The 25524-nt window shown below is 58.8% G+C and carries 22 protein-coding genes, 1 tRNA gene and 1 pseudogene; 9 read left to right on the top strand and 15 right to left on the bottom strand.

What is annotated here, in order from left to right:
- Window position 1 precedes the first annotated feature (1 nt).
- The 12 genes and pseudogenes from BGIM_RS0125960 to BGIM_RS0126015 form a co-directional block, all read right to left on the bottom strand.
- A tRNA-Ile gene (locus tag BGIM_RS0125960) sits at window positions 2–74 on the bottom strand.
- An 89-nt stretch (window positions 75–163) separates the two neighbouring features.
- Window positions 164–1390 (bottom strand): NADH-quinone oxidoreductase subunit NuoH, encoded by a 1227-nt coding sequence (nuoH, locus tag BGIM_RS0125965; RefSeq protein ID WP_020472626.1) that lies wholly within the window; start codon window positions 1388–1390, stop codon window positions 164–166.
- Window positions 1391–1433: 43 nt separating this feature from the next.
- On the bottom strand, window positions 1434–3125 hold the full coding sequence (locus tag BGIM_RS0125970; RefSeq protein ID WP_020472627.1) for a molybdopterin-dependent oxidoreductase: 1692 nt from the start codon (window positions 3123–3125) through the stop codon (window positions 1434–1436).
- 52 nt (window positions 3126–3177) lie between these two features.
- The gene (locus BGIM_RS0125975; RefSeq protein WP_157369432.1) at window positions 3178–3657 is read right to left on the bottom strand and encodes a hypothetical protein; all 480 of its coding nucleotides are present in this window, start codon (window positions 3655–3657) and stop codon (window positions 3178–3180) included.
- 35 nt (window positions 3658–3692) lie between these two features.
- The gene (locus tag BGIM_RS52435) at window positions 3693–4547 is read right to left on the bottom strand and encodes a Uma2 family endonuclease (protein WP_020472629.1); all 855 of its coding nucleotides are present in this window, start codon (window positions 4545–4547) and stop codon (window positions 3693–3695) included.
- A 25-nt stretch (window positions 4548–4572) separates the two neighbouring features.
- Complete coding sequence (gene nuoF, locus BGIM_RS0125985; RefSeq protein ID WP_020472630.1) at window positions 4573–5934, bottom strand: NADH-quinone oxidoreductase subunit NuoF; 1362 nt, start codon at window positions 5932–5934, stop codon at window positions 4573–4575.
- A gap of 57 nt (window positions 5935–5991) precedes the next feature.
- Window positions 5992–6474, bottom strand: a complete 483-nt coding sequence (locus tag BGIM_RS0125990; protein WP_020472631.1) for an NADH-quinone oxidoreductase subunit NuoE family protein — start codon at window positions 6472–6474, stop codon at window positions 5992–5994.
- An 83-nt stretch (window positions 6475–6557) separates the two neighbouring features.
- Window positions 6558–6737: pseudogene (locus BGIM_RS60525) on the bottom strand (four helix bundle protein); the annotation flags it as partial.
- A 141-nt stretch (window positions 6738–6878) separates the two neighbouring features.
- Window positions 6879–8111 (bottom strand): NADH-quinone oxidoreductase subunit D, encoded by a 1233-nt coding sequence (locus BGIM_RS0126000; protein ID WP_020472633.1) that lies wholly within the window; start codon window positions 8109–8111, stop codon window positions 6879–6881.
- Between the two features lie 50 nt (window positions 8112–8161).
- Window positions 8162–8653, bottom strand: coding sequence for an NADH-quinone oxidoreductase subunit C (locus BGIM_RS0126005; RefSeq protein WP_020472634.1), 492 nt, complete (start codon window positions 8651–8653; stop codon window positions 8162–8164).
- Window positions 8654–8657: 4 nt separating this feature from the next.
- Window positions 8658–9242 carry an NADH-quinone oxidoreductase subunit B gene (locus BGIM_RS0126010; protein ID WP_020472635.1) on the bottom strand — a complete coding sequence of 195 codons (585 nt, stop codon included), beginning with the start codon at window positions 9240–9242 and terminating at the stop codon, window positions 8658–8660.
- Window positions 9243–9270: 28 nt separating this feature from the next.
- Window positions 9271–9723 carry an NADH-quinone oxidoreductase subunit A gene (locus tag BGIM_RS0126015; protein WP_063607915.1) on the bottom strand — a complete coding sequence of 151 codons (453 nt, stop codon included), beginning with the start codon at window positions 9721–9723 and terminating at the stop codon, window positions 9271–9273.
- A gap of 165 nt (window positions 9724–9888) precedes the next feature.
- Between BGIM_RS0126015 and BGIM_RS0126020 the strand changes: the two genes are divergently transcribed.
- Entirely contained in the window at window positions 9889–11100 is a 1212-nt protein-coding gene (locus BGIM_RS0126020) for a hypothetical protein (protein ID WP_020472637.1), read from the top strand.
- Between the two features lie 38 nt (window positions 11101–11138).
- The gene (locus BGIM_RS0126025; protein WP_020472638.1) at window positions 11139–11366 is read left to right on the top strand and encodes a type II toxin-antitoxin system Phd/YefM family antitoxin; all 228 of its coding nucleotides are present in this window, start codon (window positions 11139–11141) and stop codon (window positions 11364–11366) included.
- Window positions 11367–11781: 415 nt separating this feature from the next.
- Here BGIM_RS0126025 and mgtA read toward each other — a convergent pair whose 3' ends face one another.
- Entirely contained in the window at window positions 11782–14301 is a 2520-nt protein-coding gene (gene mgtA, locus BGIM_RS0126030) for a magnesium-translocating P-type ATPase (protein ID WP_020472639.1), read from the bottom strand.
- Here mgtA and BGIM_RS63325 point away from each other — a divergent pair.
- The 4 genes from BGIM_RS63325 to BGIM_RS52440 all read left to right on the top strand — a co-directional run bounded on the left by BGIM_RS63325 (window position 14300) and on the right by BGIM_RS52440 (window position 18366).
- Window positions 14300–14479, top strand: a complete 180-nt coding sequence (locus BGIM_RS63325) for a hypothetical protein (RefSeq protein ID WP_020472640.1) — start codon at window positions 14300–14302, stop codon at window positions 14477–14479. The genes mgtA and BGIM_RS63325 overlap by 2 nt on opposite strands.
- The gene (locus tag BGIM_RS0126035) at window positions 14476–14961 is read left to right on the top strand and encodes a universal stress protein (protein ID WP_020472641.1); all 486 of its coding nucleotides are present in this window, start codon (window positions 14476–14478) and stop codon (window positions 14959–14961) included. Before BGIM_RS63325 ends, BGIM_RS0126035 begins: the two co-directional genes overlap by 4 nt.
- Before the next feature lie 157 nt (window positions 14962–15118).
- On the top strand, window positions 15119–16702 hold the full coding sequence (locus BGIM_RS0126040; protein ID WP_020472642.1) for a hypothetical protein: 1584 nt from the start codon (window positions 15119–15121) through the stop codon (window positions 16700–16702).
- Window positions 16703–16725: 23 nt separating this feature from the next.
- Window positions 16726–18366, top strand: a complete 1641-nt coding sequence (locus tag BGIM_RS52440) for an arylsulfatase (protein ID WP_020472643.1) — start codon at window positions 16726–16728, stop codon at window positions 18364–18366.
- A gap of 2 nt (window positions 18367–18368) precedes the next feature.
- Here the strand turns inward: BGIM_RS52440 and BGIM_RS0126050 are convergent, their stop codons facing one another.
- On the bottom strand, window positions 18369–19205 hold the full coding sequence (locus BGIM_RS0126050; RefSeq protein WP_020472644.1) for an alpha/beta hydrolase: 837 nt from the start codon (window positions 19203–19205) through the stop codon (window positions 18369–18371).
- A gap of 211 nt (window positions 19206–19416) precedes the next feature.
- On the opposite strand from BGIM_RS0126050, the gene BGIM_RS0126055 reads away from it, so the two are divergent.
- On the top strand, window positions 19417–22155 hold the full coding sequence (locus BGIM_RS0126055; protein ID WP_020472645.1) for a hypothetical protein: 2739 nt from the start codon (window positions 19417–19419) through the stop codon (window positions 22153–22155).
- An 18-nt stretch (window positions 22156–22173) separates the two neighbouring features.
- Here BGIM_RS0126055 and BGIM_RS0126060 read toward each other — a convergent pair whose 3' ends face one another.
- Window positions 22174–23520, bottom strand: coding sequence for a BBP7 family outer membrane beta-barrel protein (locus BGIM_RS0126060; RefSeq protein WP_029630548.1), 1347 nt, complete (start codon window positions 23518–23520; stop codon window positions 22174–22176).
- 408 nt (window positions 23521–23928) lie between these two features.
- Between BGIM_RS0126060 and BGIM_RS0126070 the strand changes: the two genes are divergently transcribed.
- Window positions 23929–24318 carry a hypothetical protein gene (locus BGIM_RS0126070; protein ID WP_020472647.1) on the top strand — a complete coding sequence of 130 codons (390 nt, stop codon included), beginning with the start codon at window positions 23929–23931 and terminating at the stop codon, window positions 24316–24318.
- Window positions 24319–24589: 271 nt separating this feature from the next.
- Window positions 24590–25522, top strand: coding sequence for a DUF1559 domain-containing protein (locus BGIM_RS0126075; protein ID WP_020472648.1), 933 nt, complete (start codon window positions 24590–24592; stop codon window positions 25520–25522).
- Window positions 25523–25524 lie beyond the last annotated feature (2 nt).

A 25524-nucleotide genomic window follows, 5' to 3' on the forward strand; every position in this document is an offset into this window, starting at 1 on the left:
ATCCTCCCGGCGGGAATCGAACCCGCGACCACAAGCTTATAAGGCTTATGCTCTGGCCGCTGAGCTACGGGAGGTGATGCAAGCGATTTCACGTATGTCGTCGCATATCATCATCCGCCTCCTTTTCTCTCTCATGACCAAGGCGTGTTTGCAAAACCAACAATCACGTCGTCACAGGTTCCGGCTTCCGGACGACCACCCGCTTCTTGTTGGCGGCCGGATTGTCGCGGGTGCTGATCGTCGCAGCCGCGAAGAAGGTCACCAGCGAAGTCGCCGTCAGAATCCACGGCGTCAGCTTGAATTCACGGATCACCATCACCGTGACCAGATTGATAATGGCTAGCGGAATCATCACCTGCCAGGCGAGGCCCATCAGTTGGTCGAACTTGAAGCGGGGGATCGTCCACCGCACCAGCATGTAGAGCATCAGGAAGATAAACGTCTTGAAGCCCAGCACGGCGACCTTGATGACCAATCCGGTGATTCCGTCGAAGTTCGTGAGGCCGAAGGGCAGGTGCCAGCCGCCGAAGAACAGGATGGCCATGAAGAAACTCGTGGTGATCATGTGGATGTAATCCACCATCAACAACAAGCCGAGTTTCATGGAGCCGAATTCGGTGTGGAAGCCGCCGACGAGTTCTTGTTCCGCTTCCGGCAAGTCGAATGGCAGCCGGTTGCATTCCGCGTACACGGAAACCAAAAACAACAGGAAGGCCAGCGGCTGATACAGGATGAACCAGCCGTGCTTGATCTGGTAATCGAGAATCACTTCCAAGTTGAGCGACCCGGTGAACAGGATCAGCCCGAGAATCGACATGCCCAGCGGAATCTCGTAGCTGATGATCTGGGCGCTGGACCGCAGCGACCCGAGCAGGGCGTATTTGTTGTTCGCGGACCAGCCGCCGAGGATGATGCCATACACCACCAGCGAGCCGATGGCGAAACTGAACAGGATGCCGATGTCGAGGCCGGGGGCGATGGCGAAGGTCGTGTGTTCTTGGTACGCCTTCATTTCGGCTTCGTGGGTCGTGATCGCCAGTTCCAATGGCCGTCCGGCATCCACCGACACCGGGCCGGGCGGCGGGCTGGACGGGCCGAACGGGACGATGCTAAACGCCAACAGGGCGGTGGCGACACCGATGCCGGGGGCCAGAAAGAAGAAGATTTTGTCCACGTGCTTTGGCGTGGAGTCTTCCTTGAAGAACATCTTGATGCCGTCTGCCAGCGGCTGCAACAGACCGAATGGCCCGGCGCGGTCGGGGCCGATGCGGTCCTGCACGTAGGCGGAAATTTTGCGTTCCGCGAGCGTCAGGTAGCCAACGGTGGTCATGACGGCCCCGAAGGCCACCACGATCAATGCCAGCGTGTAAACGATGTTGAAGTCCGTCATATCCCACAAGGTTTATGGGTCGGTGAGGTCATGTGCAAGCGGCTCACACCAGCTTGACACCCAATTCCGGCACTTGATCGGCTAGCTTCCCGAAAAACGGGACTTCCTTCGCCAGTTCTTTACGAACGGCCGCGAGGTTGAACAACCCCCGGCGATGGGCCAAGTCTTGGAACAATTGCCCCTCCTGCCGGGTTTCCTGCGGGGCATGCGACACCTTGTGCAGCGTCTGGGCGAGGTTCGCATGGTTAAGATACGTCCCCTCCTTTTCGCTGAAAGCGGCGGCCGGAAACACATATTTGGCCAGTTCGGTCGCCGGGCTGGTGAAGAAATCGGAGACGGCGAGCAACAGGTTTTCGGCCTTCACTTCGGAGAAGACATCGAACGAACCCTTCACCGGATAGCCCCCGGCGAGGAAAACCGCCTTGGCGTCCCCCTTCTTGATCGCCTCAATGACTTTCGGAAAAGTAATCACGTCTCCCTGAAGGGTTCGCAAGACTTCTTCGACTCCGCGACGGTTCGGGCACTTCTCGGCCCGGATGGTGAATCGCACCGGCTGGAGGGCCTTGCCGCGACGGTCTTTCGGGTAGGTGTCATCCTCGCCGACAAACGGAACCGGCCCGAGGGCCAGTTTCACTTGCTTGGAGGATTCCTTGAGCCATTTGGCCGCGAGGAAGGCTTCTTCCACCGTCAGGAACGGAGAAAGAACCAACCACACGCTGGCGGCGTTCTTCTTGATGGCGTCTTTGAATTCATCCGAAACGGCCTTCACGGCGTCGGTGTAGGCAATCGGCGCCAGTTTGCCATCCTTGCGGACGTGGGGCCGGTTCAGGCGCTCGGCGGCGTTGACATAGTGGTAACCATGCCGCCCCTCGTCGCACATGAAGTAGCCTTGCGCCTGCGGATTCGGCCGGGGTCGCAACCGGAAGATCACATCCTTGTTGCTGTCCGCGCTGATGGAACAACCGGTCGAACACCCGGCGCACACGCTGTCTTCGGTCTTGAGATACCAAACCCGTTGTTTGTAAAGAAAGTCCTTCGAGCCGAGCGCGCCGACCGGGCAGAGATCGACGACGTTGCCGGCCAGCTTGTTTTCCAGCGGTTCGCCGGGAAACACGTCGATTTCCGAGTGATGCCCCCGACTGACCACCGACAATTCGGCCTGCCCGGAGACTTCGCGGGTGAAGCGAACGCACCGGGTACACATGATGCAGCGGTCGGTGAACAGCGTGATTTTCGAGCTGATTTCCGGCTTGTTCGGCGGGGTGTTCTTCTCGTCGATCATCCGCGATTGCGAACGGCCGTACTGAAAACTGTAATCCTGAAGCTTGCACTCGCCGGCCTTGTCGCACACCGGACAATCCAGCGGGTGATTGATCAAAAGCCCCTCAAGCGTGTCGGCTTGGGCTTTCTTCGCCCGGTCACCCGGCTTGTAGTTATCGGGATAGCCAAGGACCGGCAGGGAGGTGTCCCGCTTGGCGTAATCCCCGGTGACAATCACCGTGCCATCCTTCACCGGAGTCTGGCAACCGGGGAAGACCTTGGGCGTGATGGCGACTTTGCCGTCTTTCAAATCGCCCATTTCGACGAGGCACATCCGGCAGGAAGCCACCACCGTCAGATCCGGGTGATAGCAGTAATGGGGGATATGGATTCCCCCCTTTTCCGCCGCTTGCACGCAATTGAGCCGTTCGTTGCCGATATCCACCGGCTTGTCGTTCACGTAAACCGTGGCCATGAGTTCTTCCGAAGGACGGTGAAACCAGATACGAACGCAGGGTGCCTGTCAGTTACTTGGGGAGAGCTTGGAATTGTTGGGGGGTCATCCGTTCGACACCTTGTTGGGTGACGACAAATCCCCCCGTGGTCGGCGCTTCCTTCACATAAGCCCAAACACCTTCCGGCGTGGGATTGGAAACCAGCACCACCAAGCCATCCTTGACCAGATTGTAGAGTTTCTGGTCTTCTTTGAGGAGATCGAAGGTTGTCCTAGAATCCGGCACCTGCCCGTTCGCCGAATAGGCGTTGTACATGAACAACTTGAGATTGTTCAATTCGTTGAGCGTGACCGTTCGGTCGGCCGCTCCCCGCACGGCTTGCGTGGCCCCGAGTACGGTCGGATTGCCACCGCCGGAATATGGTCCCGATGATGATGGCGCCGGGGACGAACTGGAGGGTGTTGTCGCCGCCGATTCGATTTTGTCCATCGCCTTCTTGCAACCGGCGCTCAATCCGGCGAAGACGCAGACACTCAACGTGATCCACTTCATGGTCCGGCGCTCCCTGTTGGGCGGCTGTTTTCCGATCACAACGCTTCCGGGTCGATTCCCTGTTCCCGCAGTTTCTTCAGGAGTTCCTGAAGCTGATTGGTGGCGGCTTCGGCTCTCTGCTTCTCGGACTCAGCCCGTTCGTCGGCGGCCTGACGGGCCTTTTGCTCGGATTTCATCCGGCGGGTGGCCGCCAATTGGGCTTTTCGTTCCTCAGCCGCCTTCTCATTGGCCTGCGCGGCGATTTCTTCCGGCAATGGCACGATCTTGCCATCCGGGGTGAAGAACCGGATGTAATAGCCTTCATAAAAGAGTTCGTGGGTCTCGTACACCACGCCGACTTCGTAGCCGAAGGCCGGAATCAAATACCGTCCGGCGGCGTTGGGTTCCATCCGGCGATATCGACCGTTCTCCAGATGAAAAACTTCCAATTCGCCTTCGCTGAACGTGTCGAAAATCACGTAGTATTCGGCCCGCACCCGTTGCTCGTAGATCCAAAACTTGCCTGAGTTCGGCGTGTCGTCGTGTTCGCCGCCTCCCGGCCCCGACACCAACTCCACCAGAAAGTACGGCGGGGCATAATCGTGCTGCCACATCACATATGAGCGAACGATCTCCCCTTCTTCCATGGCGGGCACGCCGGGGACATAAAACCAGTCCGGCGCCCGGCAACCGGCCATCGGGGGATTGGTCGGCAGCCAGTAAATGCCGGTGTCCGGGCCGATGAAGGCATCCCCGCTCGGATGATGCTCGGCCAGCCATGTCCGCATGGATGCCGAGAGGATGTTCAATTGCGGAGCCTGATAAGGGTTGTTCACGATCTCACCGTCCGTGTCCGGCAGATCACGGAACGTCAGGGACGCAATCTCAACCGGGTCTGTCTTCACAACCATCGGCTTGGCCTCCTTTTGGAGACGATCAGTGGGCTCCCAGCAATTTCAAGGACTTCACGACGCTCTTTCGGCCCGACTGGATGGCATCCTCGAATTCCTTGCGGAACTTGCGGATGGCGGTCTTCACTGGCCAGCCGGCCCCGTCGGACAAGCCGCAGATGGTGGTACCGGGGATGATGCCGATCCGGTCGGACACGTCCACGAGGATGTCGAGGTCTTCCTTGCGACCCTGTCCGCGTCGGAGGCGGTCGGTCATCTTCAACATCCAACCGGTGCCTTCGCGGCAGGGGGTGCATTGCCCGCAGCTTTCATGGGCGAAGAACTGGCAGACGTTGTGCAGCACGTCCACCATGCTGGTTTGCTCGTCGATCACCGTGACGGCCGCCGTGCCCAACCCGAGACAGCCGACGCGGCCGGGGCCGTTGAAATCCAGCGGGATGTCGTATTCCGTTTGGTCGCTGTCCTTGAGTTTCAGGTTGCAATCGACGAACCCCATGCTAATCCCGCCGGGGTTGACGGCCTTGGCCTTTAAACCCTTCCAGACGCCGCCGCCGTGCTTTTCGACCAGTTCGCGGATGGTCACGCCCATCGGCAGTTCCACGCATTTCGGCGTGTTGACATGCCCGGCGATGGTGTACAGTTTCGGCCCATAGCTCCCGGCGTCACGCGGGTTCTTGGGATCGGGCGGGACGCCCATCGATTTGAACCAGTCGTTCCCGCGACGCATGATTTGGGTGACGCAAGCCATCGTTTCCACGTTGTTCACGATGGTCGGCTTGCGGAAGGCCCCTTCGATGGCCGGGAACGGCGGCTTGATCCGGGGCCATGCCCGTTTGCCTTCCAGGCTTTCGATCAGGCCGGTTTCCTCGCCGCAGATGTAGGCCCCGGCGCCGCGATGCAGGAAGATATCCAGATCAAACCCGGACCCGAGGATGTTCTTGCCGAGCAAGCCGGCTTGATACAGTTCGTCGATGGCCGACTGCAAGGTGCGGTAAGCAGTGCCGTATTCGTAGCGGATGTAAAAATACGCGCAGCGGGACTTGATCGCGTAACATGCGAGCATGATCCCTTCCAGCACTTGATGGGGGTCTTTCTCCATCAAGATGCGGTTGTTGTAAGTGCAGGGTTCGGATTCATCCGCGTTGATGCACAGATAAATCGGGCCGGGATGATCCTTCGGCAGAAATGTCCACTTCAACCCGGTGGGGAAGCCCGCGCCGCCGCGACCGCGAAGACCGGAGTCCTTCACGCGGGTGGTGACTTCCTCGGGTTTCAGCTCGGCCAGCGCCCGCTCGAAGGAGGCATAGCCGCCGTCAATCCGATAACCTTCCAGCCGGGTGCTGTCGGGCTTGTTGACGCGGGCGAGCAAAATAGGTTCGTATGCCATGAGTTCTTACCGAAAGGTTGATCGAATCCCGTTGAAGGAATGCCTGGGTTGGCCCGCTCAGGCCGAGCGGAGTTTTTCGATCAACTCGTCCATTTTATCATTGGTGACGTTCATCACATGCTCATCATTGACCAGCACGGCCGGGGCGCCCTCGCAGGCCCCGATACACTCGGCGAATTCCAGCGTGATCTTCCCGTCCGTCGTGGTTCCGCCGACGGGCACGCCGAGCTTGTGGGAGCAATGCTCCAGCAAGTCGTCCGCGCCGCGAAGATTGCACGCCAGTGTACGGCATACCCACAACCGGGTTTTCCCGAGTTTGTTATCCGATTCCCGGAAGAACTGGTAAAAGGTCATCGTGTCGCGAACTTCGGACGGAGCCAAATCCAGTAGATCCGCAATTTCGCGGATCGCCTCGTTCGGCACGCACCGCAGTTCATCGTGAACGATGTGTAACGCCGGCAGCGTCACCGCCTGCTTGTTGGGATAACGCGGAATATAGGCTTGAATCCGGGCTCTGATTTCGTCGCTAAGGAAGGCCATGTTTCAAATCGTTGGTAATTGGTCCCTGCGGGATGGCCATGAGCCGTGAGCCATGAGCCGTGAGCTAAACCGAAAACAAAAGACTAAGACTTCAAGGTTTGCAGCAATCGAATCAACATCCGGCGTGCCTCGCTCATTTGGTTGTGAAATTCCTCCGCCCGCTCGTCGGGGAGATACGCCAAATCCTTCGCCAGAGTGATGAAATAGTCGGCTTCCATCAATGAACCAAGCGAATGATGCACGAATCTCGCAAAATCCGGATCACGTCCCCTGTTAGTGTAAAAACCCCAAGAGCCCCACTGCGTGAGCGGTGGGGGTGGCCGTCACACTCTGAAAACACCCCCACCGCTCACGCAGTGGGGCTCTCGAAGATTATTGGCGCTTGTCACTGTTTGGCGCCTGCCTCAACGATCCAATTCCGCCGCGATGATGTTCAAACTTCCCAGCACCGCCGGAACGTCGCCGATTGCATGGCCTTCGATCAGGTGCGGGAACAGTGAAAAATGAATGAACGACGGCGGGCGGGTTTTGGCCCGGTAGGCTTTGCCGTCGCCGTCGGAGACGAGGTAGAAGCCGAGTTCGCCGTTGGGAGCTTCGGTCGCGCCGTAGCATTCGTTGACCGGCGGCTTCCAGCGGCGGTTCCACATGAACAGTTCAAAGTGCTGGATCAGCCCTTCGATGCTGCGGTAAGTGGAGGACTTGTCCGGAACCGTCAGCTTGTCTTCCACGTCGATGTTGATCGGGCCGGAGGGGATGTTTTCCACCGCCTGGCTGATGATTTTGGCGCTCTCGTTCATCTCCCCCATGCGGACGAGATAACGGGAGGCGCAGTCGCCGCCGGTGCCGCAAATCACTTGAAAATCAAGGTCTTTGTAAGCCAGATACGGTTCTTCCTTGCGGACATCCCGCACGACGCCGGAGGCGCGGGCCACGGGGCCGCTGGCGCTGCGGTTGATGGCCTCTTCCTTCGTCAGCACGCCAACGCCCTTGGTGCGGTCGATGAAGATTTTGTTCCGGTTCAGCAGCCGGGCGACATCCGTGTGGGCCTTGGGGAATTCGTCCTTGATGAACGTGCGAATCAGGCTCACCCAGCCATCGTCCACGTCGAACATCAACCCGCCGACGCGGGTGTAGCTGGGGTGGAAACGCTGGCCGGCCATGCGCTCGAAGATGTTGTAAATCTTCTCTCGCATGTTGAAGGCGTACAGGAAGGCCGTGATGCCGCCGAGGTCGAGGGCGGCGGCCCCGACGCAGAGAAGGTGGTCACTGATTCGGGCCAATTCCGCGATGATTGTGCGGATATATTTGCAGCGGGGGGTGAGTTCCAGCCCCATCAGCTTTTCAACCGAATGATGCCACGCGATCTCGTTGCAGATCGGCGAGATGTAATTCATCCGGTCGACGATGGTCACATACTGGTTGTAGTCGAGGTCTTCGCCCAGTTTCTCGAAGCCGCTGTGCAGGTAGCCGATGTCCGGCACGGCCTTCACGATGGTTTCGCCGTCCAGCGTGAGGATCAGGCGAAGCGTCGTGTGCGTGGCCGGGTGTTGCGGGCCGAAGTTCAGGGTGTAGAGATACTCGTGGTCCGGCGTCTCGTCGGCGTCAATCGGGTATTGGGCGGCGGGTGCTAGCGGCATCGTTTATCGTCCAATGGGTCACCGGCGGATCGGTCATCCGGAAAATATCATCAACCGTCGGAACGCAGCACGGTCGGGAAGTTGTGGCGTTCGCCTCGCCCCCGCAACGGGTAGTCTTTTCGCAGGGGGAACGACGTAAACTCTTCCGGCATCAGGATTCGCCGCAGGTCCGGGTGGCCCTCGAAGACGATTCCGAACATGTCGTAGGTTTCCCGCTCCATCCAGTCGCAGCCCTTCCAGATGGAATAGACGGAGGGAACCGCCGGGTCCGGGTCGTTGAGCCGGACTTTGATGTAAGCCCGCTCCCCGGATTCCGTGTTCACCAACGAGTAGACCACACCGTAACGGTCGGCGGCCTTCGGGTAATGCAGGTAGTCGATGCCGGTCACGTCGAGCAGCAAATCGAAGCCCTGCGCCCGCAGGTTCTTCATGACTTCGAGAAAGCGTTCCGTGCGGACATCACAGCGGATGTTGTCGCGGAACGTCTCGAATTTGCAGGCGTCGCCGAAGGTTTCGGTCAGCTTGGTTTGCCAGGCGGTCATGCCGTTAGTCTCGCAACCGGGTGGCCGTGGTAAAGTCGCCGGGGACCATCATGGTGTCCTCCGGGGCGATCTGCCGGGCCAGATTGGCCGGGCCTTCGTAGGTCTTGCGGTCGGCGAATTCGCGGGCGTCGATGGTCCCGGTTCGCCGCACTTTTTCTTGAAGGTCGATCACCGCCCGCAAGAGTTGTTCGGGCCGGGGAGGACAGCCGGGGACGTACACATCAACGGGAATGAATCGGTCAATCCCTTGCACAACGGCATATGTGTCGAACACGCCGCCGGAGGAGGCACAGGCTCCCATCGAAATGCACCACTTGGGTTCTGGCATTTGCTGCCAGATGCGCTGCATCACGGGAACCATCTTCATCACCACCCGGCCGGCGACGATCATCAGGTCGCATTGCCGGGGCGAAAACCGCATGGCCTCGGCCCCGAACCGGGCGATGTCGTACCGGCTGGACGCGGTGGCCATCAGTTCGATGCCGCAGCAGGCCGTGGCAAAGGGCATCGGCCACAGGCTGTTCGCCCGGCCGAGATTGGCGACCCAATCCAGTTTGGTCACGAGGAAATCGGGAAACTTCGCGGCCATCAATCCACCCCCGACCGGAACCGCCCGGTCACTTCCACTTGAAGACGCCCTTACGCCAGGCATAGATGTAACCGATGCCGAGCGAGATCATGAACACGACAATTTCCCAGAACACGAGCCGGCCGAAAAGTTGCTTCCACTCAGGGGAGGAACCGTCGGAATAGGCGACCACGGACCACGGATACAAGAACAGCAATTCCACGTCGAACACGAGGAAGAGAATTGCAATCAGGTAGAACTTCACATCGAATTGCATCCGGGCGGTGCCGACCGGGTCCATCCCGGACTCATAGGCCATCGCCTTGACGGCGGTGGGCTTGAACGGCTTCAATCCAAGGCGGTAGAAGAGTTGAGAGCCGATGAGCGAACTCAAGGCGAAGCCAGTCACCACGCCAAGGAAGATGAACACCGGGTAATAGTCGGCCAGGCTAAAGGCCGACTCCACTCCGGCGGTGGTCAGCACCGCATCGGCAAGGATCATGGGTTGGGTCCGGAAAAACACGTTCCATCCATCCTTGCAGATGATAGCCACCCTCCCCGATGAGTCAACCGGCGGGTGGCCTCGACGGGCGAAAGAGTTCGGTGTAAATTCTGCAAATCAACATTTTGGCCGCCCGAAGATTACGTTTCCCAAAGGCTGACGCCCATGAACCCGCTTTTCGGTCTTATCGCCGCCGTCGTCTTGCTCGGTGCCCCGCCGGACATGCCAGTTTCACCCGACCCCAAAATGCTGGAATTAATCCGGCAACTCGGGCATAAATCCTTCCAAGTGCGGGAAATCGCCGCCCGTGATTTGTTGAAGAAGGGGACGGAGGCGGTTCCTTATCTAACCGCTGGAGCCAAAGACGCCAATTCGGAAGTGGCCGAGCGGTGCCGCCAGCTATTGCCTGTTGCGGCCGCAAAAGAGCGGAACGAAAAACTGGCTCAGTTGCTCAAGGAACCTCTTGGCCCGCTGCCGAAGGGACTTGTCGGATTGGAACAGTTCATCGCCATCACGGGAGACGGCCTCGCGCCCCGGCAACTGTATGCGGAGATGCTGGATTCGCACCATGCCATCATCGAGGCCATGGAATCGGACCCGAAAGCCGGTTCCATGCTGATGAACAAGTTCATTGACAAACTGTACGATCATTGGTCGAGTCATTTACCGCCCCGCCAGCCCATCACGAACAAAACTCGCACCGACCAGTTGTTTACTGAACGCAGCCAGATGGCTCTGTTCTTGTTCGTCCGCGCGAACCCGAGATTCATCGACGATCCTGAAAATGCTTTTACTTATGCAATGCTGATGAACTCGAAGAAACTGCAACAAGCGGTGAGCGGCCCGGAGGAAATCCCCGGCATGAAGAAGCTGTTCTTGCACTGGCTCCCGAAGGAAAAAGATCCCTATGTGGCCTCGAATGGATTTTTGCTCGCCGGATCGGCCAAGATGAAAGAAGCATCGCCTGCCGTGTTGAAAGCCATCGCCGACAAGAAACTGGAAGGCCATTTTCGCGGCCGGGCGATGATGACTTTGGTAAAGTTGGGCGACAAGAACAACCTGAAAGATTTGGAACCGTCGCTTACGGACCACACATTGATTGAGACAAATTTGTTCGCTGGCGATGTGCCGCCCCTGAAAGTCCAACTTCGCGACATGGCCTTGGGCGTCAGCATCATCCTTTCGGGGCAAAAACCCGGTGATTTCGGCTTCGACAAACGTTGCAAACCTTGGGAATTCGGCAACGACGACCGCGTCGGAATCGACTGGCCCGACAGTTGCGGCGCCTATGGCTTCCAAGACGACGCCAAACGGGAAACCGCCCATGCCAAGTGGAAGGCGTGGGTCGAAAGTCAGGACAAGCCGGTGAAGAAGTAAAGGGTCGGTTGTGATACAACCGGGTTGGAGGACGCATCATGACGACACTGACCATTGATCAGGCGCAATCTCAATTGTCCTTGTTGATCGAACAACTCCAACCCGGTGACGAACTCGTTATTACGCGGGACGATCTGCCTGTCGCCAAGTTGGTAAAACCAACCCCGGAGAAGCCGATTCCAATTTTCGGTTCATGCAAGGGGATGCTGACCATCCTGTCCGATGATGAGGATCACCTGAAGGACTTCACCGAGTACATGCCGTGAGGTTGCTCCTCGACACGCACACGTTCCTTTGTCACGTCCATCATCTTTTGACCAACTTGGCAAAAATACCCACGGCAACGGATCATGCTGTTCGGGCCGCCAAAGCTGATCGTTCAACCCGCCGCCAACAAGTCTGGAAGCAGCTCTTCCCATAATGGGCCATTTCCAATGCCTCAAAATCGCTGCGCATTACTCCAAAATCATTAAGCGACCCCTCTGTTTTACCGGGGGTTTTGAAAAATAGTGTTCAGTTGGCCCACTGTTTTTGACCACTTTTGGGGTGTCCAACTGTCCAAAATGATCGCCGGAGTGTGTTTTTCGGCGTTTTCACATCACTTTTGGGTCCGATTTTGACCGGTTTTGCAATCCGAAAAACCGGGGGCTTGTAACGCTTTGGCGGTTTCGAGTCGGAGTATCATGGATCGACGCGGGCATAAAAAGCCCGTTTCACGAACTCGGCGGCGACGACATAGCACAGCACAATCGCCCCGATGGTGGCGAGCAGTGAAAAGGGAAGCGGGACGAAATTCAACCAGCGGCCCGCGAAGGAATAGGGCAGCGCCAGCGTGAGGCCAATGACCGTCGCGGTGGCCCATGCCAAGGCCCGGCCGGGCTGGCTGCGGATGAACGGGCGCCGGCTGCGGATCACCAGCACGATCGCCGTGGCCGAGATGATCGATTCCACGAACCAAGCCGTCCGGAACAAGTTCTCGTCTTCGCCCCAGATCCAAATCAACAGGCCGAATGTGAGGTAGTCGAACAGCGAACTGAGGGCGCCGAAAACCAGCATGAATTTGCGGATGAAACGGATGTCCCATCGCCGCGGGCTTTGCACCATCTCAGGATCGACGCAATCACTGGCGATGGCCATCTCGGGAAGATCGGTCATCACGTTCATCAGCAGGATTTGCTTGGGCAACAGTGGCAAAAACGGCAGAAACAACGAGGCCCCGGCCATGCTGAACATGTTGCCGAAATTGGCGCTGGTGGCCATAAACACGTATTTCATCGTGTTGGCAAAAGTCTGGCGTCCCTCCTCGATTCCTTGGGAAAGGACACCGAGCTGCTTTTCCAGCAACACAATATCAGCGGCCTCCTTGGCCACGTCCACGGCGCTATCCACAGAAATGCCAACATCGGCCGTGTGCAGGGCCGAGACATCGTTGATGCCATCCCCCAGAAAACCGACGACATGGCCCCCCTTCCGCAAGGCCGCGACCAACAGTTCTTTCTGTTGCGGTTCCACTTCCGCGAACACGTCCACTTCTTCGACTCGTTTACGCAACGCCTCGGCCGTCATCTTGCCGATCTCCGGACCGGTCAAAACCTCTGCGTGAGTCAGCCCCACTTCCTTCGCCACATGGGCCGCCACCAACCGGTTGTCCCCGGTCACCATTTTCAAGGCGACGCCCATTCGCCGCATCTCCGTGATCGTGGCTGCCACGCCGGGTTTGGGCGGGTCGAAGAAGACGAGGAATCCCAGAAAGGTCATGCCTTTCTCGTCCTCTCGGGCGATCCCGACGGCCTGCCCCATTTCCCGGATGGCGAGGCCAAGGACGCGGTTCCCCTCTTCGCTTTGACGATGATACAGTGTGTTGATTTCTGATCGCATTCCGTCCAAGGGGACCGTTTTTCCATCCTCCACTCGGACTTGGGAGCAGACATTCAGAATGTTGTCCAATGCACCTTTGGCGATCATGAGACTTTGGTTGCCACCGGCGACCAAGATGCTAAGTCGTCGCCGGAGAAAATCGTAGGGTACTTCGTCCAGTTTGCGGTAAGCGGAGATATCCGGCTTGGCGTGATTGCGGATCGCTTCGTCGAGGGGATTGGTGAAGCCCGATTCCAAAGACGCATTCAGATAGGCGTGCAGAAAAACATCATCACATGGTTTGCCGGAGACGTTGAGGGCGCCTCGCAATTCGACGACGCCCAGTGTGAGGGTTCCCGTCTTGTCCGAACAAAGCACATCCATGCTGCCGAGGTTTTCGATAGCCGCGAGGCGTTTGACAATCACCTTGGCCGCCGCCATGCGCCTTGCCCCGCGTGAGAGATTGACGCTGATGATGGCCGGCAAAAGTTGCGGCGTCAGCCCCACGGCCAGCGCCAGGGAGAATAGCAACGAATCCAGCGCCGGGCGATGCAGGGTGACGTTGATGGCAAAAATCGCCAGCGCCAGGATGAGCGTCATTTCCATCAGCAGATAGCCGAAGTGCCGCACTCCCTGTTCAAACTGGGTCTCCGGGGGTCGCAATCGCAATCGCTCCGCGATTTTCCCGAATTCGGTGTTCGATCCGGTGGCCGTGACCAAGGCCGTGACGGTCCCGCTGATGACGTGAGTTCCCAAAAACAGCGAATTGCCTCGCTTCGCGGGGGGCGCATCGGCCGGGGCCACGCCGGGGGCTTTCTCGACCGGAAAGGTCTCGCCGGTCAGCGCCGACTCGTTGACGTGCGGATCTTTCGCCTCCAGTACCCGGCAATCCCCCGGAATGCTGTCGCCCGCCTTCAACCGGACGACATCCCCCGGCACAATTTCATCAAGGGCCAGATCAACGGGGACTCCATCACGAATGGCCGTGACCCGTACCCGCACCATCGAGAGGAGCTTTTCCACGGCAAGCGAGGAACCCCGTTCCTGAAAGAACCCCAGCAACCCGCTGACTAACACAAGCCCGATGATGATCCCGGCATCGACCGGATCATCGAGAACAAACGACAACCCGGCGGCGCCGATCAGCAGCAAAATAATCGGGCTGGAGAACTGAGCCAACAGCAGTGAGATGGCTGAGAACCGGTTTCGCCGGAGCCGGTTGGCTCCGCTGGTGGCGAGCCGCCGTTCCCCTTCCTCGCGGGAAAGCCCCCCGGCCGTGGCGTTTAACCGCGCCAGCACATCCTCGACGGGAAGACTCCAAACGGCCGGAGAAAATGGTGGCATGTTGAGAGCCAATCAAAAGTTAGACGGTTTTATTCCAAGCGTGGAGGGCGCGCTTCCGACGGACAAGCCGGTGATGAATTTCTCAGGTGTGAAGCCCGGAAAATTGTTCGATGGTATGCGGGTTGCACAAAAATATCGGCCATCGGAACAATCTGGAACCTCGGAGGTATTCCCATGAGACAGTTTCACATTATTCTTCATCCGACCGATTTCTCGGCCGGATCAGAGGCGGCGTTTCATTATGCCTGCGAGATGGCCCGTGATTATGAAGCCCGGCTGATTATTTTACACACCATCGAGCCGGTGACCCAGATGGTCGGCGACGGCATCATCATTCCCTACGACGAGTCCGAGTTGTATGCGGATGCCGAGCAAAAAATGCAGGAGATCCAGTCCTCCTCGCCGGGGGTGCGGATGGAGAAGATCCATCTCGCCGGTTCGCCTACGACGGCGATCATCGAAACGGCGCTCGATGTGAAGGCCGACCTGATCGTGATGGGCACCCACGGCCGCACCGGGATCGGCCGGTTGATTCTCGGAAGCGTGGCCGAAGAAGTGGTCCGCAAAGCCCCTTGTCCCGTTTTGACGGTCAAGGCGGAGCCGGTGTCGAAAGAGAAAGCGGCCGCTCCCACTCATGCGGAAATGGTCACTGCCGGGTAAACTGGCATCACCGGGGCACTGGCTGAAAACGCCCCGGAGTTTTGGACTCGCCTCCAAAACCGTTGAATTCACCTCCAAATGGTTTCGTCCAAAAGCTCCGGGTACAATTTTCCGCTCTTGGCTTTGCGCGCCGATTCCTCCTGCGAAGGTGGCTCACATGTCCTGCCGCTGTGGCTTGCTGCTGTTTGTTTTTCTCATGGCTGGTTGCGAAGAACCCCGGCCGGAGGCCACACGGCAACCGGGCGTGAAAACCTCCGAGACTCCAAAGGTCGTCGAGAAGCAACCAGTTGTCGAACCGGCCAAAGCGGGGCAATTACTGGCCGGGGCCGCGAAGGTGGAGATCACCAACAAGCAAATCTTCCCGGCCAACGATCCGCTCTATGCCCGCGCCCTCGTCATCAAGAATGGCAGCGCCACGGCGGTGATGATCTCCGTGGATGCCGTCGCCATCGGCGGGATCGGGCCGATTCCCAATGACTACCTGGACAAGGTCCGGGGGAAGCTTCAAAAAGAATTGCAAATCGAGCCGGACAGTGTGATGGTCAACGCCAGCCATTGCCACGGCATCGTCTGCGCCGACGTCGATGAGAAGACAGTCGAAGCGGTTCGGCAGGCCGTCAAAAAGCTGCTTCCGGTGACGGCCGGCGTCGGCGTTGGCCGGGAAACACGCATCTCGGAGAACCGGCGGCTCCGGTTGAAGAACGGCAAAGAGGCCGATGTCCGGCATGCCTATTCGATGCCGGCGGATGAGGAAGTCGCGGCCGTTGGCCCCATCGATCCCGAGATCGGCATCCTGCGGTTGGACAAGAAGAACGGGCAACCGCTGGCGGTCGTTTACAATTTCGCCTGCCATCCCATCATGGGGATGCCGAACGGCGGCAACACGGCGGACATCACCGGTTTTTCTTCCGGGGTGATCGAGAATAATCTGGGCGACGACACGGTGGCCCTGTTCGTCCAAGGCTGCGCCGGGGATATCAACCCGACCGTTTACAAGGATGTCAACCAACCCCACAACGCGGAACCGCTCGGCAACATGCTCGGCCTCTCCGTCCTGCAAGCGGCCCGGAAGATCAAAGGGGCCGAGGGAGCGGCCTTGAAGATCGTGCATGAGAAAATCAACCTGCCGAGGGCCGATCACACGGAACGAATCGCCGCGATGCTCGCCGAGCAAACCAAGCTGTTGAAATCGCTTCACGGAACCAGTTTGAACTTGAAGACCTTTCTCGAACTGACGGCGAAACACAATCTCTCGGCCGAATTCCCCTCCTACTACTCCCACCGCTATCTCACCGAGAAAATGCTTGGCCGCGATGATTTGCTGAAGATGGACGAAACCAACCGGAAGAACCTCAAGCAGTATTTGGACAACATTTTCACGATGGAGAAGCTGACCCGCTTGCAAACCAATCTGGCCCTGCTGCAAAAGCATCAGGCGTCGTATCTGGCCGCCGGGCGAAAGCCGATTGAAGTGGAGATGACGGCTCTTCGTGTCGGCGATTTTGTGTTGATGACCTTCCCCGGCGAATTGACGGTCGAGATTGGCTTGAACATCAAAAAATCGTCCCCGCACAAGACAACCTTCGTGGCGGGTTACACGAACGGATACATTTACTACTCGCCCACGGCCAAACAACTCGAAAACGTCGGCGGCGCCCAAGAGGACAGCGATTGCCTGCTCGCCCCCGAGTGGGAACAACTCTTTTACGCCAAGGTCGCCGAGATGTTGAAGAAGCTCTGATCTCTCCCAAATGGATTGACCACATGACACGACAACTGCTTTGGCTCACCGGGTTGATGCTGGCTTCGCTGACCTCGGTGGCAGCCGCCGACAACGCTCGGCCCAACATTTTGCTCATCGTCGCGGATGACATGGGTTTTTCCGACGCCGGATGTTACGGCGGCGAGATTGCGACGCCGAATCTGGACATGCTCGCCAAAAATGGCCTGCGGTTCACGCAGTTTTACAACACCGCCCGGTGCTGGCCGTCCCGCGCGTCGATCCTCACCGGGTACTACGCCCAACAGGTTCGCCGGGACACCGTCCCCGGCATCAAGAGCGGCAGCCAGGGCGTCCGTCCCGCTTGGGCCAAACTTCTGCCGGAAATGCTAAAACCGTTCGGCTACCGCACCTATCACTCGGGCAAGTGGCATGTCGATGGCAAACCTTTGGAAAACGGCTTCGACCACTCCTACAGTCTCGACGATCACGACCGGCACTTCACCCCGCGCAAACACACGGAGGACGACAAGCCGCTGCCCCCCGCCGATGCCAAGAGCGGTTATTACTCCAGCACGGCCATCGCCGATCATGCCGTCAAATGCTTGAAGGAACACGCGGAGAAACACGCCGACAAACCGTTCTTTGAATACCTTGCCTTCACCGCCCCGCATTTCCCGCTGCAAGCGCCTCCGGAGGATATCGCCAAGTACCGCAAGAAATATTTGGATGGCTGGGACGCCATGCGGGAAGACCGCTGGCGGCGGTTGCAGGAACTCAAGATCGGCGGGACATCGTTGTCCGCCATCGAGCGGGAGGTCGGGCCGCCTTATGCGTTTCCCGAGGCCATCAAGAAACTCGGCCCCAATGAGTTGAACCGCCCGCTTCCGTGGAAGGATCTGAACGCGGAACAGCGGGAATTTCAAGCCGACAAGATGGCGGTTCATGCGGCGATGGTTGACCGCATGGACCGCGAAATCGGCCGCGTGCTGGATCAATTAAAGGCGGCCAAATCGCTCGATAACACGCTGGTTTTCTTCATGTCCGACAACGGGGCCAGCGCCGAGATCATGGTCCGGGGGGACGGCCACGACCAACACGCCGAATGCGGCACCGGGGCGACCTTTCTGAGCATCGGGCCGGGTTGGTCGAGCCTGGCCAACACCCCGTTTCGTCGACACAAGACATGGGTTCACGAAGGGGGCATCTCTACCCCGCTGATCGTTCATTGGCCCAAAGGCATCGCCGCCCGAGGCGAAACCCGGCACACGCCCGGCCACCTCATCGATCTTGTGCCGACGATTCTCGAAGTGACCGGCGGCAAACGCCCGGAAACATGGGAAGGCAAGCCCGTCCCTGCCCCGCCCGGCAAAAGCCTCGTGCCGGTGTTCGCCAAAGACGGGCCAGTTTCACGAGATTTCTTGTGGTGGCAACACGAGGGCAACCGGGCCTTGCGCGTCGGCGACTGGAAGATCGTCGCCGCCGGAAAAGAGAGCCCGTGGGAGTTGTACGACCTGAGTTCCGACCGCTCTGAATCCAAAAATCTGGCCAAGGACAAGCCGGAGAAAGCCCGCGAACTGGCGGTTATCTGGACCAAACAACAAGAGGAATACGCCGCCCTCGCCGGCAAAGACGTGCCGCCGGAGCCGAAGCCGAAAGCCAAGCAGAACCGGCCGGAGGAGTGATCTCAGCGGGGCTTCAGCAGTTTGTCCGCGAATTCAAACAGGGCTTTCGTCGGTTTGTCATCGGCCATCCCTAGTTCCGAGTTGATCGTGCCATGATTCTTCCCCTCGGCCGGGTAGGCGCTGGCGGGGGTGCCGACATCCATGAGGGCCTTCGCCAGCCGTTGCGATTGCGCCTTGGTTTCTGGATGGTCGGCAACGTGGAGGATCAGAAACGGCGGGATGTTCTTCCCCTTGGCGACATGCGTGACCGGCGACAGTTCCTTCTGCTGTTTCTCGTCGCCGAACTTCTTCTTGTAACTGGTCGCCCGGCGTTCCTCGACGGTGGCAATCTGCATCGGCACATCGTAGGTGTCGCCATCCACCGGCACACAACCCTTGATGATGGTCAGCGGCAGTTTCTCCGCTTTCAAGTAGCGGTCGTCCGTGCAGATCAACGCCGCCAGTTGCGCGCCGGCCGAATGCCCCATGACAAAGATCGTGTCCGGATCGCCGCCGAATTCCTTCGCATGATCGTGGACCCATCGGATTGACTTGGCAATGTCGCCCGCCATTTCCCCGATGGTGACCGTGGGAAAGAATCGATAGTTGGTGGCGACAAAAACAAAGCCTTTGTCCGTGAATGCCTTCGGCTTCAACTGCACTTCCTTTTTGTCCCCCGCCTGCCAACCGCCGCCATGAATCCAGAAAACGACGGGATGCCCCTTGCCCTCGGCCGGGGCATAGACATCAAGCGTCCGCCGTTCATGGACCGGCTCGGCATAAGGAACATCGCGGCGGCCCTTCGGCTCCTCCGCGAACAGTGGAAATGAGACCAACAAGAGGAGAGGAATGAAACGCATGATCGCCTCGGGTGAATACGCTCTTGGGCTATTCACCTTGATATGCTCATCCTGACAAAGGAACAATCATTGCCGGTGATGAGGCATCCGCCAAAACCCGGCAGGGAAAACCGGCGGACACAGGTTTGCCAGGATGGGATAATCCGCACTTGTGTCGCCGACCAATCGGATTGACCGCTCATCTTGGCGATTCCTTTCAAGGAAGATGCTGATGCCCTCGCCTCGTCTTGTTCGCCTTTGTTGCGTTGCGGGTTTATGTCTCGTTTTCCTCGCCAATCGTGAACCGGCGCGGGGTGAGGATGGGAAAAACAAATCACCGCAGCCGGTTGATTTCGAGCGTCTGGCCGAAGTGTTTTCGCCGCCGGGAACGCCGGATGTGAAGGACAAACCGTGGGTGAAAATCAGCGTCGGACCGGCGAAGCACGAATCCGAACGGATCGGCTGGCTTGTCAAGAAAGGTGAAAAGGAAATCACTCTTCTTGATCGAGAAGGCGATGTTTATCAATTGCGGATGCCAATGCCTGATGAAAAACGCCCGGAGATCAAGAAAGATGAGAAGGGACAATTTTCATTAGCGGATATCTGGAATGCCGACCGATCCGTTGCGTGGCAAATCGAACCACAGGATTTCTCTGTCGCCTGCAAAAAGCTCCTTGATGATGGCCCGCCCAAGGACCAGGAAAACGAGGCCAGATTCGGATTCGTTGACGGGCGGTCCCAACTTGCGGTTCAGGCGGCCCGGTACGCCCATTTTGCCAGTCAAACGGGACGCAAGGAACTCGCCGCCGAACTTTACAACCATGCCCGCAAAGCGCACACGACCTATTCGGACCAATACGTTCGAGACGATGAACGTATTGCCGAACTCCACCGCTTCGTGGGCGGGCAGCTTGCCACCCAACTTCGTAACAACGCGATCTATGCAGGGCACGGCAGCCTTTCCCGCAAGGAACTTCAGAAGCGGTGGGAAACCATCGCGGCTATTCCTCACCACCAATACCGTGACGAAGCAAAGGAGATGGCCAAACACTATCAGAGCCTGATTGATGAGGATGCACGTTGGGTCGAACCGACTCCCGCCATGCTCGCCAAAATGACGGTCGATCAACGTGTTGCTTATTGGCTATATCGCTTGCGAGATCTGGACATTGGCCAATGGTCCAATCCCGGCCGATGTTATGTTTTGAGTGAGGCATTTATGACGGACGACCAGGCAAAGAAAATCAATGCCGCCATTGAATTGAAGAAACTTGGCTTCGCCGCCGTCCCTCAACTCATCGCGCATTTGGACGATGCCCGGCCCACTCGTTGCAAGGGCCACTGGCGAATTTACTCGCCGGACGGGCAACACCTGCTCCGGTATGGCGATTGTTGCCAGCAGATCTTTGAGAGCATCACCGGCCGGACAATTTTTGAAGGTGGCCATTATCCGATTCAGGGGGGCAAGGGCAAAGAATCTCGGGAAAATGCCGAGAAATGGTGGCGGGAGTTTCAGAGCAAGGGCGAAAAGCAAATGCTTGTCGAGGGGGTGGCCAGGGGTGACCGCGACAGTGCTGAACTGGCCGAAAAACTGGTCGGGAAGTATTCCGAGGCAGCTCTGATGCCAATCATCCAAGGCGCCAAAGCCAGCAAGAAAGCCTGGACGCGATCTCGTTTGGTGTTGGCCGCCGATCAATTGAAAGATGAAAAGGTGACGGCCTTTCTCCAAGAAGAGGTGAGCGGGCCTTATTTGGAATCCCGTGTGAAAGCCGCCGCCGCACTGGTTGCCCGCGAAGATTCGACAGGCCTCAAGTCTTTGGTCCGCGAATGGAAGCAAATACCGGACAAAGACATCGACTGGCGAGAAGATCGATGGGCCATCATCGGATTGGCCAATGCTCTCATCCAAAGCGGCGATCCGGCGACGATCCGACTTCTGGGGGAAGAGATGTCCTTTCTTGAGGGACTCGTCCGATCTTTCGTCGTCAATCAATTGAGGGTCGTGGAGGATGATCTTCGCAAAAACCCGCTGACAAAAGAGGCCACCGAGGCAATCGAGGATGTTCTCGTCAAAATCATGAGCGACCAAGAACGGGTGCATTCTTATTCCAGCCGGGCCAACGGCAAATCTGTCAACGAGCCCATGATTGGTGATCTGGCCGCCGAGGCTCTGGCCCAACGCTTGAATCAGCCGAAGCTCTTCGACATCACAGGACCAATGCAAATTCGCGAACGCCAGCATTTGGAGATCAAAAATATCTGGCTGAAGAAACGCGGCAAAGAACCGGTGCCCGTGCCGGCGCCGCGTCGAATCACGCCGGCGCCGGAGGCCAGGCTGGAACCGCTTCTGAAGGCGATGCTGGCGGCGAAAACTCCGGCCGAACAAAAGCAGGCTTCGTCAGCCCTTGCGGAAATTGGATTGCCGGCCCTCCCGGCTGTCCGCAAGCTGTTGGCCTCGCTTAAGCCGGATCACCCGGCGCATGCCGAGGTGAAATCGCTGGCCGTGCGACTGTCTTTGATCGTTGCCGAGGTTCGTTTTGCGAGCGATTCCGCGAAACCAAATGAGGCCACCCGCGCCCGAGTGGAAGCCTTCCAAGGAAAAACGCTGACAGAAGGCACGGTGATGGATTTGCTCAAAGAAACCGCGAGATCGCTTCCGGAGGGATCGCGTGGCCTCAAGATCACGCTGGAACGAATCCCGGACGACAGCGGGGTTCTTCTGGTCGTCACGTTGATCGCCGATCGGATTCCTCGCAAGGGATTGTCACCACAGTTGAGTCATGGCAGCCGCGTGATTGTGGGCGACAAACGCTTGGGTGGCGGCATCAGCGTTTCCGCAGGTTTTGGCGGTCGAAATCTCACGCTGGCCGAGATTGACTGGAGCGAGTTCAACAAGAACCTGCGAAAGGGGCTGGAAGCGCTGCCTGACCAATATTTGTTGATTCAGGCAGACTGTTCCGAATCGCGTTAAGCCGGGGACAGCGGCCAATCAATACCGCAGTTGCAACCCAAGGGTGACGCCGTGGGCCCAGAAGTCCGAGGAGCGGATGATCGGGGCGGGGCGGGCGGGACCGGCGAGGGTGCCGCCGAAGGCTTGCGTGGGGTTCACGGTCGTGTCGATTTGATTGCCGGGGCGGACCACGTTGCTCCAGTACAGGAAGTCGTAACCGGCGAAGATCCGCAGGAAGGGCAGCACGTCCATCCCCAACTTGAGGCCGACTTGCGGCACGACGCTGAATTCGCCGTCCGAGAAATGGCCGGAGTTGGTTTGCTGGACGTAGACGCCGTGCGGGAACGTCCCGGCGGGCGGGGCGTCGCCGGAGGAGATGCCGCGGGCGTCTCGGGATTCAACCGTGCCGCCCAAGGCGACGGTGGCCCGCATGCTGGCGAAGAACCGCCCCTCGGACACAGCGGCCTGCAAGCCGAGTTGCCCGCCGTAAAACTGATTGCGGGTGCGGAAGTTATCCGTCGCCGTCAGCGAACCGCCGAAGATGGTGTCCGCCGAGGTGAGGGTTGTGGTCAGGCGTTCGCTGAGATCGAGATAGCGAAAGCCCGCGATCCCCACAACGGAAATGTCTTCTCTACTGGTGAAGGACGTGAGGGCGTTCCCTTCAAGCCCCCAGAATTGCGTCTCGTCGGTGATGCTCAGCCGGCCGTTGAAACCCACCGTCGAATCGGAAACAACGAACGTTCCCGGCGTGTTGGTTCCGGCCAGCGTGACCGGCAGATAGAGGCCGTTTCCACCGGCGGAGAACGGCGACTCGCTTTTGTTGCTGAAATAGAGCCCGCCGAACTCCAGTCCGAGATCATGGGCGGAATCCAGCCAGCCCCCCGCGTTGAACCGGAAACCCCCTTGAGAGCCGTAATCGACGGTGTTGTTGCTCCCGCCATAAATCACGCGGGTGCCGGGCTGACCCAACGCCCCCGGAATGGGGTCCGCCAGGTTTCCACGGGTGACCAGCGGTGGAACCGGCCCCGGTTTCATCCACCACAGGGCGCTTTCCGCGCTGGCCCAGATCCGGGGGCCGGTGACAAATTCATCCAGGCAAAGCGGCGAATAAACCGGAACCGGGGGCCTGACCGCCAGGGCCGGGTCCGCGGGCTTGGATTCGGCGGGGGAGACGACCGCGTCCTCCTCCACTTTCATGCTGGCGGGCTTCACCTCGCCCCCCTTCACTTTCACCTTCGCGTAGGAAGTCGGCGCCGGACGAAGCGGGGGGGTGTCGGAAACTTTTGCGGGGGGAGCCAGCGCCGGGCCGACCGTCGGGATTTCGGCCTGAACGCCGGCGGTCACGAGCAGGGTGCAAGCCCCGCCCAACAGGGATCGAACGTTCATCGACGAATCCTTCGCAGGAGTGAATAATTCGACCGCCGGGGCATGTTCATCAAGATGCGCGAAATGACGGCGGGACCGTATATTCAGTCGGCGCGTGTTGGAGCCGGGGTGCCGGGTTTTCCGGCAAAGACATGGGATTTGGCCCTCTCGAATTCCCGACATCAGGGTCATGCCGGAATCGCCGGGAATGCGGAATGGTCCGTCCGGGTAATTTGTGTCGGTTGCAAGGCCGTCTGGTTGGATGGTCCGGACTTTCAACGGCCATCGGCTTAAGCGGCGGTCAATCAATGAAGGTGTTTCAGGCTGATTTCAGATGCCCGGACAAGTCCTTTTAACAAACTATTAAGATTTTGATTGTGTTTCGTTTGCAGGCCGTTTAGAACTTGGTGGTGCCGTTTTTGGACGAGTATGTTCTCTCTCTCCCTCACATCTGTCCGTCACAAGCTCATCATCGCCATCGCGGTGCTGGCCGGGGCGGCGTTCGTGCCCGACAAGGCCGATGCGGGATGCGGTGATTACAACATGCCGGAGATGCCTCCCGGAATCGGCCACCTGGCCGCCAACCACGGCCCGGCTCCCGTCAAACCGAAATGCCACGGCCCCGACTGTTCCAAGAAACCGGTCACGCCAGCCCCGCTTCACGAAACTCCCGTTCGGGTTTCGACCGGGGGAAATGATCTGGCCTGCATTGCTTTTGACACAAACCACCTCGCCATTGTCTCCAGACCGTTCCCAACCGATCAGGCCCTCCTTTCCCCTGTCCGGTTAACGGACATGATTTACCATCCTCCCCGTTGATTCCATTCTGCTTACGGGAAACCGCGCGCACAGGGTTCGTTCCGTTTCGCCGTCGTCCGCCCATGCCGGTTGACTGATTCCCGGCTTCCAATCGTTTACCCATGACATGATTTTCCCCCGACGTGTCCGCGCCGGGAGTGTCCGGGCCGCCCGTCGCGGGGCCAGCTTGCCGTATGGCGTTTTTCTTCTCGTCTTGTTTTGGTGTCTGTCCGGGGCTACCCGACGGGCAGTCTCTCCATTATTTATTTTTCGTCCTTGAAGGATTCGTTCCATGTCCACAACCAGAAAAGCCTTCACGCTGATCGAGTTGTTGGTGGTGATTGCGATCATCGCCATCCTCATCGGTTTGTTGCTGCCGGCCGTTCAGAAGATCCGGGAGGCCGCTAACCGGATGAAATGCACCAATAACCTCAAGCAATTGGGCTTGGGGTTGCATAACCACCATGATTCCGTCGGCGCCTTCCCGGCGGGGACGGATGCCAAGAGCTATGCCGCGTTTTTCAATCTGCTCCCGTTCATCGAGCAAGGCAATCTGTACAAGTCGTTCGACATCACCCAAAGCCCGAGCGCGGCGGTGAACCTGCCCTACCGCGCCACGGTGGTGCCGATGTTCCTCTGCCCCTCCGACCCGCGACAGACACTTCCGGGGTTGCCGGGGGTGAACTATCGCCTGAACCACGGCGTGAGCATCGTCAACAGCTACCCGACATCGGTGAATGCCACCATGCCGCCGAACGACGGCGGTTTCTGGCCCACGACGCCATACGCCTTTGCGGACATCACCGACGGAACAAGCAACACCGCCGCGCTTAGCGAACACGTCAAGGGAGACCAGACGGACACGGCCTCGTCGGCCGACGGGGACACGTTCCAACCCGGCACCTATCCCGCCACGCCGGACGAAGCCCTCGCCCAATGCAACGCCATTGACATCACCAATCTCTCGTTCCAAGGCAACTCGGCCGCCGGCGACTACTGGACCTCCGGCGGGCACACCAGCACCCGCTACTATCATGCGTTTCCCCCCGGAAACCGCTCGTGCATGTATCCGCCGCAACGAATTTCGACGACCGCCAACAGCGGGCATTCCAAGGTCGTCAACGTCGCCTTGTTTGATGGCTCCGTTCGCACGGTCCCGTACAGCGTGAACCTGGCGGTGTGGCGGGCGATGGGCACCCGCAACGGCGGCGAAACCGCGAACTGATC

The sequence above is a fragment of the Zavarzinella formosa DSM 19928 genome, from assembly GCF_000255705.1.
Taxonomy (GTDB): Bacteria; Planctomycetota; Planctomycetia; order Gemmatales; family Gemmataceae; genus Zavarzinella; species Zavarzinella formosa.

Coding starts and splice junctions, on each gene's coding strand:
- BGIM_RS0126010 (WP_020472635.1), bottom strand. CDS start 9,242: ATGGCCGCGAAGTTTCCCGATTTCCTCGTGACCAAACTGGATTGGGTC.
- BGIM_RS0125990 (WP_020472631.1), bottom strand. CDS start 6,474: ATGGCCTTCCTTAGCGACGAAATCAGAGCCCGGATTCAAGCCTATATT.
- BGIM_RS0125970 (WP_020472627.1), bottom strand. CDS start 3,125: ATGGCCACGGTTTACGTGAACGACAAGCCGGTGGATATCGGCAACGAA.
- BGIM_RS0126005 (WP_020472634.1), bottom strand. CDS start 8,653: ATGACCGCCTGGCAAACCAAGCTGACCGAAACCTTCGGCGACGCCTGC.
- BGIM_RS63325 (WP_020472640.1), top strand. CDS start 14,300: ATGTTGAGAGCCAATCAAAAGTTAGACGGTTTTATTCCAAGCGTGGAG.
- BGIM_RS0126000 (WP_020472633.1), bottom strand. CDS start 8,111: ATGCCGCTAGCACCCGCCGCCCAATACCCGATTGACGCCGACGAGACG.
- BGIM_RS0126035 (WP_020472641.1), top strand. CDS start 14,476: ATGAGACAGTTTCACATTATTCTTCATCCGACCGATTTCTCGGCCGGA.
- BGIM_RS0126015 (WP_063607915.1), bottom strand. CDS start 9,723: ATGATCCTTGCCGATGCGGTGCTGACCACCGCCGGAGTGGAGTCGGCC.
- mgtA (WP_020472639.1), bottom strand. CDS start 14,301: ATGCCACCATTTTCTCCGGCCGTTTGGAGTCTTCCCGTCGAGGATGTG.
- nuoF (WP_020472630.1), bottom strand. CDS start 5,934: ATGGCATACGAACCTATTTTGCTCGCCCGCGTCAACAAGCCCGACAGC.
- BGIM_RS0126020 (WP_020472637.1), top strand. CDS start 9,889: ATGAACCCGCTTTTCGGTCTTATCGCCGCCGTCGTCTTGCTCGGTGCC.
- BGIM_RS0126050 (WP_020472644.1), bottom strand. CDS start 19,205: ATGCGTTTCATTCCTCTCCTCTTGTTGGTCTCATTTCCACTGTTCGCG.
- BGIM_RS0126070 (WP_020472647.1), top strand. CDS start 23,929: ATGTTCTCTCTCTCCCTCACATCTGTCCGTCACAAGCTCATCATCGCC.
- BGIM_RS0126055 (WP_020472645.1), top strand. CDS start 19,417: ATGCCCTCGCCTCGTCTTGTTCGCCTTTGTTGCGTTGCGGGTTTATGT.
- BGIM_RS52435 (WP_020472629.1), bottom strand. CDS start 4,547: ATGGTTGTGAAGACAGACCCGGTTGAGATTGCGTCCCTGACGTTCCGT.
- BGIM_RS0126060 (WP_029630548.1), bottom strand. CDS start 23,520: ATGAACGTTCGATCCCTGTTGGGCGGGGCTTGCACCCTGCTCGTGACC.
- BGIM_RS0126040 (WP_020472642.1), top strand. CDS start 15,119: ATGTCCTGCCGCTGTGGCTTGCTGCTGTTTGTTTTTCTCATGGCTGGT.
- nuoH (WP_020472626.1), bottom strand. CDS start 1,390: ATGACGGACTTCAACATCGTTTACACGCTGGCATTGATCGTGGTGGCC.
- BGIM_RS0126025 (WP_020472638.1), top strand. CDS start 11,139: ATGACGACACTGACCATTGATCAGGCGCAATCTCAATTGTCCTTGTTG.
- BGIM_RS52440 (WP_020472643.1), top strand. CDS start 16,726: ATGACACGACAACTGCTTTGGCTCACCGGGTTGATGCTGGCTTCGCTG.
- BGIM_RS0125975 (WP_157369432.1), bottom strand. CDS start 3,657: ATGAAGTGGATCACGTTGAGTGTCTGCGTCTTCGCCGGATTGAGCGCC.
- BGIM_RS0126075 (WP_020472648.1), top strand. CDS start 24,590: ATGTCCACAACCAGAAAAGCCTTCACGCTGATCGAGTTGTTGGTGGTG.